The sequence below is a fragment of the Actinomadura citrea genome (assembly GCF_013409045.1).
GTDB classification, from domain to species: Bacteria; Actinomycetota; Actinomycetes; order Streptosporangiales; family Streptosporangiaceae; genus Spirillospora; species Spirillospora citrea.
In genome coordinates this window covers 179,734-195,410 of record NZ_JACCBT010000001.1, presented here as the reverse complement: position 1 = coordinate 195,410, position 15,677 = coordinate 179,734, and the positions used below count along the sequence as shown (strand labels likewise).

Annotated in this window: 13 protein-coding genes; 10 read left to right on the top strand and 3 right to left on the bottom strand. The window is 72.4% G+C overall.

Features of this window, described 5'->3' with window-relative positions; translation table 11 throughout:
• The 10 genes from BJ999_RS00985 (at position 1) to BJ999_RS42775 (ending at position 12,687) form a co-directional block, all read left to right on the top strand.
• Positions 1-1,269, top strand: a complete 1,269-nt coding sequence (locus BJ999_RS00985; RefSeq protein ID WP_179831484.1) for an ATP-grasp domain-containing protein — start codon at positions 1-3, stop codon at positions 1,267-1,269.
• On the top strand, positions 1,266-2,522 hold the full coding sequence (locus BJ999_RS00980) for an MFS transporter (RefSeq protein ID WP_179831483.1): 1,257 nt from the start codon (positions 1,266-1,268) through the stop codon (positions 2,520-2,522). Before BJ999_RS00985 ends, BJ999_RS00980 begins: the two co-directional genes overlap by 4 nt.
• Before the next feature lie 88 nt (positions 2,523-2,610).
• Positions 2,611-3,876, top strand: coding sequence for an ATP-grasp domain-containing protein (locus BJ999_RS00975; protein WP_179831482.1), 1,266 nt, complete (start codon positions 2,611-2,613; stop codon positions 3,874-3,876).
• Positions 3,876-5,159: a hypothetical protein gene (locus BJ999_RS00970; protein ID WP_179831481.1), complete on the top strand. Its 1,284-nt coding sequence runs from the start codon at positions 3,876-3,878 to the stop codon at positions 5,157-5,159. Before BJ999_RS00975 ends, BJ999_RS00970 begins: the two co-directional genes overlap by 1 nt.
• 145 nt (positions 5,160-5,304) lie before the next feature.
• Positions 5,305-6,168, top strand: a complete 864-nt coding sequence (locus tag BJ999_RS00965; protein ID WP_179831480.1) for a S1 family peptidase — start codon at positions 5,305-5,307, stop codon at positions 6,166-6,168.
• A 204-nt stretch (positions 6,169-6,372) separates the two neighbouring features.
• Positions 6,373-7,791 (top strand): cytochrome ubiquinol oxidase subunit I, encoded by a 1,419-nt coding sequence (locus BJ999_RS00960; RefSeq protein WP_179831479.1) that lies wholly within the window; start codon positions 6,373-6,375, stop codon positions 7,789-7,791.
• Between the two features lie 9 nt (positions 7,792-7,800).
• Entirely contained in the window at positions 7,801-8,808 is a 1,008-nt protein-coding gene (gene cydB / locus BJ999_RS00955) for a cytochrome d ubiquinol oxidase subunit II (protein ID WP_179831478.1), read from the top strand.
• Positions 8,805-10,460: a thiol reductant ABC exporter subunit CydD gene (cydD, locus tag BJ999_RS41195; protein ID WP_218934888.1), complete on the top strand. Its 1,656-nt coding sequence runs from the start codon at positions 8,805-8,807 to the stop codon at positions 10,458-10,460. The genes cydB and cydD overlap by 4 nt, the downstream gene beginning before the upstream one ends.
• A 241-nt stretch (positions 10,461-10,701) precedes the next feature.
• Positions 10,702-12,444: a thiol reductant ABC exporter subunit CydC gene (cydC, locus tag BJ999_RS41190; protein WP_218934887.1), complete on the top strand. Its 1,743-nt coding sequence runs from the start codon at positions 10,702-10,704 to the stop codon at positions 12,442-12,444.
• Positions 12,445-12,558: 114 nt separating this feature from the next.
• Positions 12,559-12,687 carry a hypothetical protein gene (locus BJ999_RS42775; protein ID WP_268247769.1) on the top strand — a complete coding sequence of 43 codons (129 nt, stop codon included), beginning with the start codon at positions 12,559-12,561 and terminating at the stop codon, positions 12,685-12,687.
• 31 nt (positions 12,688-12,718) lie between these two features.
• Here BJ999_RS42775 and BJ999_RS00945 read toward each other — a convergent pair whose 3' ends face one another.
• From BJ999_RS00945 to BJ999_RS00935, 3 genes are read right to left on the bottom strand one after another with little or no spacing between them, the layout of a single operon-like run.
• Positions 12,719-13,522 carry an alpha/beta fold hydrolase gene (locus BJ999_RS00945; RefSeq protein ID WP_179831477.1) on the bottom strand — a complete coding sequence of 268 codons (804 nt, stop codon included), beginning with the start codon at positions 13,520-13,522 and terminating at the stop codon, positions 12,719-12,721.
• 23 nt (positions 13,523-13,545) lie between these two features.
• Positions 13,546-14,781: a hypothetical protein gene (locus tag BJ999_RS00940; protein WP_218934886.1), complete on the bottom strand. Its 1,236-nt coding sequence runs from the start codon at positions 14,779-14,781 to the stop codon at positions 13,546-13,548.
• Between the two features lie 10 nt (positions 14,782-14,791).
• Positions 14,792-15,676, bottom strand: coding sequence for a nitrilase family protein (locus BJ999_RS00935; protein WP_179831476.1), 885 nt, complete (start codon positions 15,674-15,676; stop codon positions 14,792-14,794).
• Position 15,677 lies beyond the last annotated feature (1 nt).

Genomic DNA, 15,677 nt, shown 5'->3' with positions numbered 1-15,677 from the left:
ATGTCGTATGACCCGCCCGCGGGCGGCGAGCGTCCGCTCCTTCTCCTGGTCGCGAGCAGCTACTGGGTCTACCGCAAGTACATCCTGGAGTCGGTGTCGCAGCGGTACCGGCTCTGGCTGCTCAACCCGTCCCCGGCGAGCTGGGAGGAGCCCTACATCGACGGACACACCGTCGTCGACTGCCTCGACCTGGACAAGCTGACGGCGGCGGCCCGCGAGGTCGCCCGCGACCACGAGGTCGCCGGCGTGTTCTGCTACGACGAGGTCTACATCGAGACGTCCGCGCACCTCAGCGCGGCGCTCGGGTTCCCCGTCCTCGACCCGGGCGCGGTGGCGCGGTGCCGGGACAAGTCCGCGACGCGGGAGGCGCTGCGGGACGCCGGGTTCCCGCAGCCCGCGTCCCGCGCCGTGGCCTCGCTGGAGGAGGCGCGCGCGTTCGCCGGCGAGATCGGCTACCCGATCATCGTCAAGCCGCGCAACCTCGGCGGCAGCCTCGGCCTCAGCAAGGTCGAGAGGCCGGAGGACCTGGACGCCGCGTTCGCGCTCACCGACGGGACGCGGATGGGCGGCATCCGCCAGTTCGAGGACTACGTGGTCGTGGAGGAGTTCCTCGACGGCCCGGAGATCTCCGTCGAGTGCGTCCTGTTCCAGGGGGAGTGCACGCCGCTGATCGTGGCGCGCAAGGTGCTCGGCGGCAGCGGCGATCTGGCGTTCGAGGAGATCGGCCACGACGTCGACGCCAACGACCCGCTGCTCTCGGACGCGGACTTCCGCGACACGCTGACCGGCGTGCACGCCGCCGTCGGGTTCACCGACGGGTTCACGCACATCGAGTTCAAGCTGACCCCGGACGGCGCGAGGCACGTCATCGAGATCAACGTCCGGCTGGGCGGCGGGATGATCCCCTACCTCGGGCTGCTGACCTCCGGCGTCGACGGGCCGCTCGCGGCGGCGGACGTGGCGGTGGGACGCCGCCCGGCCCCGCGGTTCCCGGGGCCCCGCAGGGCCGCGTCCATCCGGTTCGCCTATCCCCCGTTCGACATGGAGATCACGTCGGCGACCGCGCACAAGGAGCTGATGCGCCCGCCGGTCGCCGAGGTCGAACTCGGCACGCAACCGGGCGCGCGGGTGCGGCTGCCACCGCACGGGCTGGCCCGCTCCGGCTACGTGATCGCGGTCGGGGAGACGCCGGCCCAGACCCGCGCCGCCATACCGGACGCCGGGCGGTTCTTCACCTTCGAGGGCACCCCGCTGGAGCAGGCGCCATGAAGTCCGCGGAGCACCCGACGATTCTCGCCACGCTGCGCGAGATGAGCGGGACCGTCCGGATCCTGGTCCTCGGCAACCTGATCAGCAACCTGGCGGCGTTCCTCAACGCGTTCCTCGTGCTGTTCCTGACCGGCGAGGGCTTCACCGCGTGGGAGAGCGGCGTCGTGCTGACCGCGCTCATGGTCGGCCGGATCTCCGGGTCCGCGGTGGGCGGCGCCGCCGCGGACCGGGTCGGGTACCGCTGGGTCATCGTCGGCTCGATGGCGGGCACGGCGGCGCTCACCGCGGCCCTCGTGCACGTGCCGAACGTGTGGATCGGCGCCCTCGTCGCCGGGGGAGCGGGTCTGACCGCGACGGCGTACCGCCCGGCGGCGATGGCGTGGGTCGTCGAGCTCACGCCCAAGGACCGGCACGTGATGGTCTTCTCGGTGCTGCGGCTGACGTTCAACGTCGGCTCGACGGTCGGCCCGATGGGCGCCGCACTGCTGCTGACCTACGCGTCCTACGGCGCGCTGTTCTACGTGGACGCGGCGACGTCGCTGGCGTTCGGCGTGGTCGCCTACGTGGCGCTGCGGTCGGACGCCGAGCCCGCGCCCGGTGGCGGCGGATCCGGCGGGGAGCGCGCCGGCTACGGGCAGGTGCTGGCCGACCGGCGGTTCATGCTCGTGGTGCTCGGCCTCTTCCTCACCGCGGTGACCTACATCCAGTCGTCGGCCGCCCTGCCGCTGTTCGTGACGGGCTCGGGTCACGACGAGCGGGTGTTCGCGATGCTGCTGTCCGTCAACGGGGGCATCGTCATCGCCTTCGAGGTGCTGCTGTCCAAGTGGCTCCAGCGGCTGCCGATCGGGGTGCCGATGACGTTCGGCATGGCGATGCTGGGCGTCGGCCATCTGATCTACACCGGACCGACGCCCGTCGCGCTGCTCCTCCTCGCGACGGTCGTGTGGACGTTCGGGGAGGTCATCGCGGCGCCGTCCATGATGGCCTACCCCGGCCTCGTCGCGCCGGCCGCGCTGCGCGCCCGATACATCGCGGCGGCGACGATCCCGCAGCAGGTCGGCTACGCCGTCGGCCCCATGATCGGTGTCGCGGCGTGGCACGCGTGGGGTTCGGGCGTCTGGGTCCTGACCGGGGTGTTCGGCCTCGTGGGCGCCGCGGCCGTCGGCGCCGGCGCCGGGCTGGCGCGGCGGCGGCCGGCGGACGAGCCCGAGCCCGCCCTGGAGCCGGCCACGGCGGCCGAGGGCGGCGATTGAGGCGAGACGGCACGTGACCTACGCCGGCGGCCGCGCCCGGAAGGACGGGCACCGCACAACGAACGGAACGAAACAGAAGGTGACCACCATGGACAAGCCAGTCGTCGCAATCGTGCGGCCCTTCACCTCGGCGGCGATGGTCGCTCCCGCGCTCCGGGAGGCGGGGTTCAGCCCGGTGGCCGTGATGGACTACACGGGGCCCGCGCTCGCCCCGCTGCACTCCTCGCACGACCCCGGCAACTACGACGCGGTCATCAACCATCACGGCGACATGGCGGAGACGATCGCCCGGCTCGGCGCGTTGAACCCGATCGCCGTCATTCCCGGGGTCGAGGCGGCGCTGCGGCTCGCGCAGGAGTGCTCGGACGCCCTCGCGCCGGAGTTCTCCAACGATCCGGAGAGGGTCGACGCTCGGCGGCACAAGTACCTCATGCACCAGGCTCTCGCCGAAGCGGGGCTGCCCGTCCCCCGGCAGATCTCCACGACCGACCCCGACGAGGTCGCCGCCTGGATCGAGCGCGAGGGGCTCGCCGGCAAGGACCTCGTCGTCAAGCCGCCGACGAGCGCCGGCACGGTCGGGGTCAGCCGCGCTCCCGGCGGGCAGGGCTGGCGCGAGCTGTTCACGGCGATGCTCGGCACCCGCGACAAGCTCGACGTGCTGGCCGAGGAGGTCCTCGTCCAGGAGTTGATGACCGGTACCGAGTACGCCATCGACACCGTCAGCCACGACGGCCGGCATTCGATCACCGACATGATCAAGTACCGGCGGGTGCCGTTCGGCGAGGGCATCGCCGTGTACGACTACGTGGAGTGGCTCCCCTACGACACGGGCGCCTACGGCGAGCTGATCGACTACGGGCTCGCCGCGCTGGACGCGGTGGGGCTGCGCAACTGGGCGGCGCACACCGAGATCATGATGACCCCGGACGGGCCGCGCCTGCTGGAGGTCAACGCGCGGCTGGCCGGAGCGGGCAACCCCGCGGTGACCGAGATCGCCACCGGAGAGAGCCAGGTCACGAGGATCGTGGACGTGTGCCGCGGCCTCGGCCCGCAGATGCCGCCCGGCTACACCCTGCGCCGCAATGTCATGGCCGTGTTCCTCATGTCGCACTCCACGGGGATCGTGCGCAACGCCGAGATCTACGATCAGGCGCGCGACCTGCCCAGCTACCACTCCCCGGTGCACGTGGTGCGCACCGGGGACCGCGTCGACGCCAGCACGGACCTGTTCGCCAGCATGACGATGGGCTACATCATCCTCGCCCACGAGGACCCGGAGCAGATCTACGCCGACCGCGAGGCCATCCGCAAGGTCGAGAAGGACCTGATCGTCGACGTGGAGGAAACCGGCTGATGGTCACCGCGAAGTACATGGCGGCGGCCGGCGAGGGGCCCCTGCGCGACGCCATGGCGGAGGCCGAGTACCCGCCCGTGTTCGCCGAGGCGTGGGGCAGGTACCTGGCGACGCGGCCGCTGTTCTCGTCCGAGGCGCGGACGCGCCAGGCGGCCGACGACCTGGCCGGGCTGTTCCGGCTGATGACGGCCCTGCCCGACCGGCTGTTCGACGGCGACCGCCGCAGGTTCTGCGCCGCGGTCGGCGCGGACGCGCGCCGCACCGACCTCATGACGCGGTTCGACGCGGAGCCGATCCTGTACGGGCGGGCCGATCTCTACGACGACGGCTCGCGCTTCCGGCTGCTGGAGTTCAACATCGGCAGCGAGCTGGGCGGCGTCGACATGAGCGAGGCCAACCGCTGCCTGCTGGCGAACAAGGAGTTCGCCGCGTTCGCCGACGAGCACGGCCTGTCCACCGTCGACACTCCGGCGGCCATCGCGCGGCAGTTCGTCGAGGCCACGCAGAAGGAGGCGCCCGTCGTCGCCACGCTTGAGGCCGTCGACGGGATGGCGGCCTACGAGTCGCTGCACCGTTCCTTCCAGGAGTCGATGAAGCGGTACGGCATCGAGCTGCTCATCGGAGAAGTGGACCAGGTGCAGGAGAAGGACGGGCGGCTGTACCTGCACGACCGTCCGCTCGACCTCGTCCTGCGGTACTTCTCCGCCCACCAGGTGGCGCGGGACCCGCGGAACGACAAGCCCGTCGAGGCCGTCATGCGCGCCTATGAGGAGGGCAAGGTCGTCCTGTGGACTCCCCTGACGGCGTCCATGTTCTCCTACAAGAGCTGCCTGCCGCTCGTCTCCGATCCCGACATGCGCGCGGAGCTGTCGCCGGACGAGAACGCCCTGATCGACCGCATTCTGCCGTGGACGCGGACCCTCACCCCCGACCTGGCCGACCGGGTCCGCGCCGAACGGGACGACCTGATCCTCAAGCCCGTCGCGGGCCTGTCGGGGAGAGGCATCCGTGTGGGCTGGGACCAGACCGACCGCGAGTGGGCCGAGACGGTCGCCGAGTGCCTGAAGGAGGACTACATCGTCCAGCGCCGCGTCGTCCCCGCCGGGGAGCCGATGCTCAACGCGGAGACCGGCGCGGTCGAGGACTGGCTGGGCGTGTGGGGCCTCTTCGTCTTCCCGGACGGCTACGGCGGCGCGTTCTGCCGGGCCGTCCCGTCCGGCGGGGCGTCGGTCGTCAACCTCGGCACGAAGGGCGCGAGGGTGACCTCCGCGTTCCACTACTGATCGCCCAGGAGGCGCCGCGGGTCCGGCTGTGCAATGCCTGCCAGATTCGCGGCGCCCTCCGCTTTCGTCCACTTTCGCCCTTTCTGTACGGCGGGGCCGTGGTTAGCATCACGCTGCCACCCCTCACTGGAGAGGACCCCCCGCCATGCACAGACGCATTCTCGGCATGCTCGCCGCCGCGGCCGTCGGCGCCGCGGCGCTGACCGCGGGCGCCGCCCCCGCCTCCGCCGCGCCCGCCGCCGCGCCCGCGCGCCCCGCCCAGGTCAAGGCCGTCGACTTCACCGGGATCGTCGCCCTGAGCAACTGCTCCGGCTCGCTCGTCCGCACCCCGACCGCCGCCGACAGCGACCCGGCGCTCGTGCTCACCAACGGCCACTGCTACGAGGGCGGCATGCCCAGTGCCGGACAGGTCATTACGAACCGGGCGTCCAGCCGCACGTTCAGCCTGCTCAACCCCAGCGGCTCGGGCACGCTCGGCACCCTGCGCGCCAACAGGGTTCTGTACGCCACCATGACCGACACCGACGTGACCCTGTACCGGCTCAACCAGAGCTACGCGGCCATCCGGCAGGCCTACGGGACGCCGGCGCTCCAGCTCTCGATCAGCCACCCCACCGCCGGCGCCGACGTGCGCGTGGTCTCCGGCTACTGGCGCAGGATCTACTCCTGCAACATCGACGGCTTCGCCTACCGCGTCAAGGAAGGGGAGTGGACGTGGAAGGACTCGATCCGCTACACCCCCTCCTGCAACGTCATCGGCGGCACCTCGGGCTCCCCGCTCGTCGACGCCTCGACCGGCAAGGTCGTCGGGGCGAACAACACCATCAACGAGGACGGCGGCCGCTGCACGCTGAACAACCCGTGCGAGGTCGACCAGTCCGGCACCGTCACGGTGCACCCGAACATCGGGTACGCCCAGCAGACCTACATCCTGGCCACCTGCATCGCCCCCGGCAGCGTCCTCGACTTCAACCGCCCGGGCTGCCTGGTCCCGCGCGCCAGGAGTTGACCCGCCGCCGCCGCGGCGCGGCCCGTTAGACCGAAACACAGACCTGCCCTGGACGGGGCGGCGCACCCCTCGCGCCGCCCCGTCCAGCCGTGTCCGGGGGGAGTGACCCAACTAACCACCGGTCGTAGTACTACAGCTCGTAGTATTTCTGACAGGATGTAGTACTACAGCTTGTAGTAGATGAGCCGGAAGAGGCCTGCGCCCATGGACACCGTCGACATCGCCCGGTGGCAGTTCGGGATCACCACCGTCTACCACTTCCTCTTCGTCCCGCTCACGATCGGGCTCTCCGCGCTGGTCGCGGTGCTCCAGACGGCCTGGCTGCGGACGGGGAGGACGGCGTACCTGCGCGCCACCAAGTTCTGGGGCAAGCTCTTCCTGATCAACTTCGCGATGGGAATCGTCACCGGCATCGTGCAGGAGTTCCAGTTCGGCATGAACTGGAGTGACTACTCCCGGTTCGTCGGCGACATCTTCGGGGCGCCGCTCGCCATCGAGGGCCTGCTCGCCTTCTTCGTCGAGTCGACCTTCCTCGGCCTGTGGATCTTCGGCTGGGACCGGCTGCCGAAGCGGCTGCACCTCGGCTGCATCTGGCTCGTGCACATCGGGACGCTGCTGTCTGCGTACTTCATCCTCGCCGCGAACTCCTGGATGCAGCACCCCGTCGGCTACCGGATCGACCACGGGTCCGGACGGGCCGTCCTCACCGACTTCTGGGCCGTCCTGACCAACTCCACCCAGCTCGTCGCGTTCCCGCACACCATGACGGCGGCGTTCGCCACCGGCGGCATGTTCATGGCCGGCGTCAGCGCCTGGCACCTGGCCCGCCGCAGGAACGTCGAGGTGTTCCGGCCGTCGCTGAAGCTCGCGCTGGCCGTCACCGCGATCGCGTCCATCGGCGTCGCGATCACCGGCGACCTGCAGGGCAAGGTCATGACCGAGCAGCAGCCGATGAAGATGGCCGCCGCCGAGGCGCTCTACGAGACCGAGCGGCCCGCCTCCTTCTCGATCTTCACCGTGGGGACGCTGAACGGCGAGGAGGAGGTCTTCGGACTCAAGGTCCCGCGCGTGCTGTCGTTCCTCGCCACCGGCACCCTCGACGGCGAGGTCAAGGGGATCAACGACGTCCAGGCCGCCGAGCAGGAGCGCTACGGGGCCGGCGACTACCGCCCGATGACCCCCGTCATCTACTGGAACTTCCGGGTCATGGTCGGCGCCGGGCTGGCCATGGCGCTGGTCTCGCTGGCCGGGCTGTGGACGCTGCGCCGCGGCAGGCTTCCCTCCAGCCCCTGGGTGTACCGGATCGGCGTCCTCTCGCTGACCCTGCCCTTCATCGGCAACTCCGCCGGATGGATCTTCACCGAGATGGGCCGGCAGCCCTGGTCGGTGTTCGGCGTGCTGAAGACGTCGTCGAGCGTCTCGCCGGGGGTGTCGGCGTCGTCGATGCTCATCTCGGTCGCCTCGCTGACCGCGCTCTACGGCGTCCTCCTGGTCATCGAGACCGGGCTGATGCTCAAGTACGCCAAGGCCGGGCCGCCGTCGGAGGACGAGGTGCTGCCGCCGCCGTCCGACGGCCCCGGGTCCGACTCCGACTCCGAGCGCTCGCTCGCGTTCGCCTACTGAGGGCCGGTCATGGAACTCACCACCGCCTGGTTCATCATCATCGCCTTCCTGTGGACGAGCTACTTCTTCCTGGAGGGGTTCGACTTCGGCGTCGGCATGCTGCTGCCCGTGCTCGGCCGCGACGACGTCGAGCGCCGCGTCGTCATCAACACCATCGGCCCCGTGTGGGACGGCAACGAGGTGTGGTTCATCGTCGCGGGCGCCGCCACCTTCGCCGCGTTCCCCGAGTGGTACGCCACCCTGTTCAGCGGCTTCTACCTGCCGCTCCTCGCGATCCTGCTCGCGCTGATCATCCGCGGCGTGGCGTTCGAGTACCGCGGCAAGCGCGACGACGCCCGCTGGCGGTCCCGCTGGGACAAGGCGATCTTCTGGGGCAGCCTCGTGCCCGCGTTCATGTGGGGCGTCGCGTTCGCGAACATGGTCCGGGGTGTGCCGCTGGACGCCGACCACGAGTTCGTCGGCTCCCTCGGCGACCTCCTCAGCCCGTACGCGCTGCTCGGCGGGCTCACCACCGTCACCCTCTTCATCCTGCACGGCGCGGTGTTCCTCGCGCTCAAGACGTCCGGGGGCATCCGGGCCCGGGCCCGCCGGATCGCCGGGCTCGCCGCGGTCGCCGCCGTCGCCGCCGGTGGCGGCTTCCTGCTGATCACCCAGCTCCAGTACGGCAGGCCCGTCACCTGGCTGACCGCCGCGGGCGCCGCCGCCGGGCTGCTCGCCGCCGCGGCGGCCAACCGGCGCGGCCGCGAGGGCTGGGCGTTCGTCGGGACCGGCGCCGCCATCGTGCTCGCCGTCGCCACCCTGTTCCTGTCGCTGTTCCCGGACGTCCTGCCGTCCACCCTCGCCACCGGCGGCCTGACCACCGAGAACGCCGCCTCGTCCGGCTACACCCTGAAGATCATGACGTGGGTGGCGGCCGTGTTCACCCCGATCGTGATGATCTACCAGGGCTGGACGTACTGGGTCTTCCGCAAGCGGATCGGCACGTCCCACATCCCGGTGAAGAAGCCGGTCGCATGAAGCCCCTCGACCCCCGGCTGCTGCGCCACGCCCGCACGACGCGCCCGTTCCTCGCGGCGTCCGTCCTGCTCGGCGCCGCCACCGCCGGACTGATCATCGCCCAGGCCACCCTCCTCGCCGGCATGCTCACCCGCGCCTTCCTGGACGGCGCGTCGCTCGGCGACCTGCGGACCCCGCTCCTGCTGCTCCTCGCCGTCGTCCTCGGCCGGACGCTCGTCGCGTGGCTCCAGGAGGTCGCGGCGCACCACTCGGCCGCCGCGGTGAAGTCGCAGCTGCGCGGCCGGCTGCTCGCCCACGCCCTGGCCCTCGGGCCGCGCTGGCTGTCGGGCGAGCGCAGCGGCGAGCTCGCCACCCTCGCCACCCGCGGGATCGACGCGCTGGACGACTACTTCTCCCGCTACCTGCCGCAACTCGTCCTCGCGGTGATCGTCCCGGTGGCGGTCGGCGCGCGGATCCTGCTGGGCGACTGGCTCTCCGCCGTGACGATCGCGGCGACGCTCCCGCTCATCCCCGTCTTCGCGATCCTGGTCGGCCTCACCACCCAGCGCAGGATGGACCGGCAGTGGCGGACGCTCTCCCTGCTCTCCGCGCACTTCCTGGACGTCGTCGCCGGCCTCCCCACCCTGAAGATCTTCGGCCGCGCCCGCGCGCAGGCGGACCGGATCCGCGAGATCACCGGCCGGCACCGGCGCGCGACCATGTCCACCCTGCGGATCGCGTTCCTGTCCGCCCTCGTCCTCGAAGTGCTCTCCACGCTGTCCGTCGCGCTGGTCGCCGTGTCGATCGGGCTCCGGCTGGTGGAGGGCGGCCTCGGCCTGGAGACCGCGCTGCTCGTCCTGATCCTCGCGCCGGAGGCCTACCTCCCCCTCCGCCAGGTCGGCGCGCAGTACCACGCGAGCGTCGAGGGCCTCACCGCCGCCGCGCGGATCTTCGAGGTCCTCGAAACGCCGCTGCCCCCGTCCGGTACGCGGCGGGACGTCCCGGGCCCGGACCGGGCGACCCTCCGGCTGGACGGCGTGACGGTGACGTACCCCGGCCGCGACGTCCCCGCCCTCGACGACTTCTCGCTGACCGTCCACCCGGGCGAGACGGTCGCCCTGGTCGGCCCGAGCGGCGCGGGCAAGTCGACCGTGCTCGCCGTGCTGCTCGGCTTCGTCCGCCCGGACTCGGGCCGCGTCCTGGTCGACTGGGACGACCTCGCCGACCTCGCGCCGGACGCCTGGCGCGAGCGGATCGCCTGGGTCCCCCAGCGCCCGCACCTGTTCGCCGGCTCCGTCGCCGCGAACATCCGCCTCGGCCGCCCGGACGCCTCCGACGCCGAGGTCCGCGAGGCCGCCCGCGCCGCGAACGCCCTCGGGTTCGTCGACGCCCTCCCCTCAGGCTTCGGCACGCCCCTCGGCGACCGCGGCGCGGGCCTGTCCGCCGGCCAGCGCCAGCGCATCGCCCTGGCCCGCGCCTTCCTCCGCGACGCCCCGCTCCTCCTCCTGGACGAACCGACCTCCAACCTGGACACCGAAAGCGAGGCCGCCGTCCTCGACGCCGTCCGCCGCCTGGCGGAGTCCCGCACGGTCATCCTCGTGGCCCACCGCCCGGCCCTGGCCGCGATGGCCGACCGCACCGTCCCCATCACCCCCGCCCTGGTGACGACATGACCCCCTCCACCCACCACGCGTCTTCCGCCCGCCGCAGAGCCGCGCCGGCCCCGGGCGCGCCACTGGGCCGGGCTTCCACCGGTGAGGATCGCGGCTCGACGGGCGGGTCCGGTGTTGCGGCAGGTACTGCGCGGACCGCCGGTGCGGATGATTCACGTGAAACCTCCGTGTCCTGGTGCCGCACCACGGCGGAGGCTTCGGAGGACGGCAGCGGCTTCGCGGCCGAGACGGGGGTGAGGGCATGATCTTCCGGCTTCTCCGGTTCGCGCGTCCGGCGCGGGGACGGCTCGCGCTGGCGGTGCTGTTCGGGGTGCTGGCCCTCGGCAGCGGGGTCGGGCTGATGGCGACGTCGGCGTGGCTGATCTCGCGGGCGGCGCAGCATCCGCCGGTGCTCATGCTGATGGTCGCGATCGTGGCGGTCCGCGCGTTCGGGCTGGGGCGGGGCGTGTTCCGGTACGTCGAACGCCTCGTCGGGCATGACGCGACGTTCCGGATCCTCGCCGACCTGCGGGCGCGGGTGTACGAGCGGCTGGAAAGGCTCGCACCTGCCGGGCTTCCCTCCTTCCGCGGCGGCGACCTCCTGAACCGGCTGGTCGCGGACGTCGACGCCGTCCAGGACCTGTTCCTGCGGGTGCTGCTGCCCTGCACCGTGGCGGCGGTCGTCGGCGGCGCCTCCGTCGGGCTCGCCTGGCTGCTGCTTCCCTCAGCGGGCGTCGTCCTCCTGCTGGCCCTGCTGCTCGCCGGAGTCGTCGCCCCCTGGCTGTCGGGCGTCGTCTCCCGCCGGGCCGAACGCCGCACGACCGACCTGCGCGGCGAGCTCACCTCGCACGTCGTCGACACGCTGCAGGGCGCGCCGGAGCTCATCGCTTACGGCGCCGCTCCCGAGCAGCTCGCCAGGGCCGCGCAACTCGATCGCGACTTCACGCGCGCCACGGCCCGGTCCGCGACGACCACCGGGCTCGGCGCCGCCATCTCCGCCCTCGCCGGTGGTCTGGCCGTCTGGGGCAGTCTCGCCGTCGGCGTACCGGCCGTCCGCTCAGGTGCCCTCGACGGCGTCCTGCTCGCGGTCGTCGTCCTCCTCCCGCTGGCCGCATTCGAAGTCGTCGCCGGGCTGCCCCTGGCCGCGCAGTACCTGGAGCGGGTCCGCCGTTCGGCGGCGCGCATCTTCGCGGTCCTGGACCGTCCGTCCCCAGTTCAGGAGCCGGACGCCCCGGCACCCCTGCCTGCGGCGCCCTACACGCTCTCGGTCGAGGACCTGCGAGCCCGGTGGACGCCCAGCGCGCCTTACGCCCTCGACGGCGTCTCCCTGGACCTGGCGCCAGGCCGCCGTTGCGCGATCGTCGGCCCGAGCGGATCGGGCAAGACCACCCTGACGGCCGTGCTGCTCCGCTTCCTGGAGCCCGCCGGCGGCCGGACGTCCCTCAACGGCGTGGACCTGCGCGCCCTCTCCGGCGACGACGTCCGCCGGGTCGTCGGCCTCTGCGCCCAGGACGCGCACCTGTTCGACTCCACGATCGGCGAGAACGTCCGCCTGGCCCGCCCGTCCGCCACCGACGAGGAGATCCGCGACGCGCTGCGCCGCGCCCGGCTCCTCGACTGGGTCGAGTCCCTCCCGGACGGCCTCGCCACCCGCGTCGGCGAGCACGGCGCCCAGGTCTCCGGGGGGCAGCGCCAGCGCATCGCCCTGGCCCGCGCCCTCCTCGCCGACTTCCCGATCCTGCTCCTCGACGAGCCCGCGGAGCACCTCGACATCGCTACCGCCGACGAGCTGACCGCCGACCTCCTCGGCGCCACCGAAGGCCGGACGACCCTCCTGGTCACCCACCGCCTCGCCGGCCTGGACGCCGTCGACGAGATCATCGTCCTGGACGAGGGCCGCGTCGCCGACCGGGGCGCCCACACCGACCTCGTGAGCCGCCCCGGCCCCTACCGCGCACTCTGGCAACGCGAGCAGGCCACCGCACCGGCTCCCCAACTCGCGTGAGCCGTCCACCGAACTGTTCGTTTCGCCCTTTCTGAGGCGTTCGGAGAACACTTCCCGGTCCGTCCGCATCACACGGGGTACAGGATCCGTTCGATGGAACGGGGGATTCCACAGATGAAGATCTTGCGCATCACCCTCCGGATCGCGATGGTGCTCCTCGCCCTGGCCACCACGATCGGCGCCCTGGACGTCGCCCGAGCCGACGCCCCCGCCCTGCCGCGTCCCGCCGTTTCGCAGCCATGAGCTGAAGCGACGCGCGGACGGTCAGGCGCCCTCAGCGCGCCTTCACCGCGTCAGTGATCCGCTCGGCGAGCAGACGGGGAGCGGAGGCGTGGGCGAGGTGGCCCTCCCCCGGGAGGCGGACCACCCGTGCTCGCGGCATCGCCCGCTCGAACTGCGCGAACGCGGTCCCGTAGGGCGGCCGCCCCTCGTTGACCGCTCCGAGGAGCAGGGTGACCGGCACATCGAGTTCCGCGAAGGCGCCGAAGGCGGGCCGGTGGTCGTCGATGGCGCCGAGCTCGTCCGCGAGAGGCTCCGCCAGCGGGCGAAGGACGTTCCACACCGGGCTCCGCCGAAGCTCGGCGACATACGCGTCCGAGAAGCCGGACACGGCGGTGTTGACGAGCTCCACGGCACGGTCGAGGTCGTTCCGGCCGATCGCCTCGCGCAGCGGCCCCAGCGCCTCCGGGGCGAACGGGCGGGCCACCGGCTCGTACAGGGTGAGCGAGCGCAGGTCGGTGCGGCCGATCGCGGCCTCCAGCGCGATCAGGCCGCCGTAGCTCCAGCCGAACAGGTGCGTCCCACCGGAGAGACCGAGATCGCCGAGGCTTCCGAGGACGTGATGGAGGTCGTCCACCTCGGTGCGGACCGAGTAGCCGGGTCCGAGCGGTCCGCTCCCGGCCCGACCGCGGCGATCGAGCACGAGGACGGGGTTCGGAAGGTCGAGGTGCTCGACGACGGGACGCCAGGTGGCGGCGTCCGCCATGACGCCCGGGAGCAGCACCACCGGGGGGCCGTCGCCGTCGCGGATCTCGGCGCCGAGGACGGTGCCGTCACGGGTGAACTGGACGGTAGGCAAGGCAGGTCCTTCCTTGTTGCTGGTCAGAGGGTGGAAACGAACCCGGGCAGCAGGCCGAGCAGCGGGACGCCCACGAGCGTGCACACGGCCATGGAGGCCACGTTGCCGATGAACGGATGGAAGTCGGCGGGCAGGCGCCTGGAGATCAGCGCGGCCAGGGGCGGCCCGGCGACGGCGCCGCCCACCGCCCCGGCGACGACCGCCTGGACCGTCCCCCCGTAGGTGAGGACGACCGCCGGCGCGAGCGAGACGACCGGCACGAACGTCGGGTACCAGCCGGCGGCGACCCAGCGCCGGTGGTAGAGCAGGACGCCCAGCGTGCCGGCCAGCACCTGGGCGGTCAGCAGCGCGGGCAGCAGGGTGCTGCCGTACACCGGGGTCAGCGGGTTGAGCAGGTACGCCGCGAGGGTCGCGCCGATCAGGCCGGCGGAGGCCAGCTCGTTGCCGTAGAACTGGGCCTCGGTGAAGTCGGCCAGCACGCGCCTGACCACCCAGCCGGCACCGAACTCGTCCCGTCCCGGTACGGCCGCGGGCGGCTCGCCGGTCCCGGCGGCGGGGAGAGGGCGGGGCATCCACGGCAGGTGGCGGCAGACCAGGAACGCCAGGAGGGCCCCGGCCCACATGCCCGTGACGCAGCCGATGACGTTCGGCAGGTGAAGGGGCTGGCAGAAGAAGTTCGTCACGACCAGCGCCGCCGGCGTGGCCAGCGCGGCCCCGAGCACCGCCCCGGTGACCGCGACGGACCAACCCGCGCCGTAGACGAGCACGACCGCCGGGGGCACGGACACGAACGGCACGAAGGTGGGCTGCCACCGGCCCGTCGCCGGGATCGTCCACCCCCAGGCGAGGTCGGACAGCAGCAGGCCCAGCACGGCCGAGTACAGCAGCCACGGCCACAGACCGCTGCCGCAGGCCAGCGGGAATCCCGCCCAGCGCCGGCCGCGCCCGGCGGCCGTGTGCGCGAGCCAACCGCCCGCGATCATGCAGATCCCGCCGGGCGCGGACTTGTAGAACTGCGCCTCGGTGGCGTCGCCGATCCACCAGCGAAGGAACTGCGGGACGCTCGCGTACGCCTCGTCCTGCCAGCGGGCGTATCCGGGCAGGACGTGGGGGAGCCCGTCCGTCGCCCGCGTGAGGAGGACAGCAAGGACGGCGGTCGCCGAGACAAGCGCGGCGCCGGCCAGCCATCGCGCGGCCGCCGGTGGCAGGACCGGCGCGGTCGCGCCGTCGGCCCGCAGGGTCTGCGTGGTATCGCTCATGGCGTCGCCCTCAGCGGGGGAACGCGTCGCCGCCGCGATAGCCGAGCAGTGGATCGTACAGATCGGTGCGCCGGTCCCGGACGAGGTCGTTGAGGTCGTTCCAGATCGGCGCCGACCGCGCCGCCGCGAGGTCGAGATCGGCGTAGACGGTCGCCTCGCCCTCCGCGGGCGCGACGGAGCCGATCGGCCAGCCGCCCGTGCCCGTGATGAGGGAGCATCCGAGGAACCTGCCTCCGCGCTCCTCCCCGACCCGGTTCGCCGCGACGATCGGGAGGTTGTTGACGTGCGACGCGGTCATCGTCAGGTAGGCGGCCATGCACCGGCCCGCCTCGTCGAAGAGCGGCGGCGGCGTCCACACCCAGTTGTTCACGCTGCAGATCACGTCCGCGCCCTGGACGGCGAGGAGCCGCGCCACCTCGGGGAACCAGATGTCCCAGCAGATCAGCAGGCCGATGCGGCCGATCCTGGTCGGGAAGACGGGGAAGCCGAGGTCGCCGGGCTCGAAGTACAGCTTCTCCCGGTTCCACAGGTGGGTCTTCCGGTAGGTGCCGATCACCCCGTCCGGGCCGATGAGCACCGCCGTGTCGTAGAGCCGCACACCGTCGCACTCGGCCACGCCGCCGACGATGTGCAGGCCGCGCTCCCGGGCGAGCGCCGCCCACGCCCGCGTGGTGGGCCCGCCCGGGACGGGCTCCGCGTGCGCGTACGCCTCCTCGCGATCGGCGAACCCGTATCCCGTACCGGCCAGTTCCGGGAGCACGATCAGCGTCGCCCCCCGGTCCGCGGCCTCGTTGATCAGTTCGATGCTTCGCCGGACGTTCCCGTCCTTGTTCTCCAGGCCGACCTGGGGGTCGAACTGCACGGCGGCCGCGGTGACCGGGCTGACTGCGGGCATG

Coding starts and splice junctions, on each gene's coding strand:
- BJ999_RS42775 (WP_268247769.1), top strand. CDS start 12,559: ATGAAGATCTTGCGCATCACCCTCCGGATCGCGATGGTGCTCCTCGCC.
- cydC (WP_218934887.1), top strand. CDS start 10,702: ATGATCTTCCGGCTTCTCCGGTTCGCGCGTCCGGCGCGGGGACGGCTC.
- BJ999_RS00935 (WP_179831476.1), bottom strand. CDS start 15,676: ATGCCCGCAGTCAGCCCGGTCACCGCGGCCGCCGTGCAGTTCGACCCC.
- BJ999_RS00970 (WP_179831481.1), top strand. CDS start 3,876: ATGGTCACCGCGAAGTACATGGCGGCGGCCGGCGAGGGGCCCCTGCGC.
- cydB (WP_179831478.1), top strand. CDS start 7,801: ATGGAACTCACCACCGCCTGGTTCATCATCATCGCCTTCCTGTGGACG.
- BJ999_RS00980 (WP_179831483.1), top strand. CDS start 1,266: ATGAAGTCCGCGGAGCACCCGACGATTCTCGCCACGCTGCGCGAGATG.
- BJ999_RS00985 (WP_179831484.1), top strand. CDS start 1: ATGTCGTATGACCCGCCCGCGGGCGGCGAGCGTCCGCTCCTTCTCCTG.
- BJ999_RS00960 (WP_179831479.1), top strand. CDS start 6,373: ATGGACACCGTCGACATCGCCCGGTGGCAGTTCGGGATCACCACCGTC.
- BJ999_RS00940 (WP_218934886.1), bottom strand. CDS start 14,781: ATGAGCGATACCACGCAGACCCTGCGGGCCGACGGCGCGACCGCGCCG.
- BJ999_RS00965 (WP_179831480.1), top strand. CDS start 5,305: ATGCACAGACGCATTCTCGGCATGCTCGCCGCCGCGGCCGTCGGCGCC.
- cydD (WP_218934888.1), top strand. CDS start 8,805: ATGAAGCCCCTCGACCCCCGGCTGCTGCGCCACGCCCGCACGACGCGC.
- BJ999_RS00975 (WP_179831482.1), top strand. CDS start 2,611: ATGGACAAGCCAGTCGTCGCAATCGTGCGGCCCTTCACCTCGGCGGCG.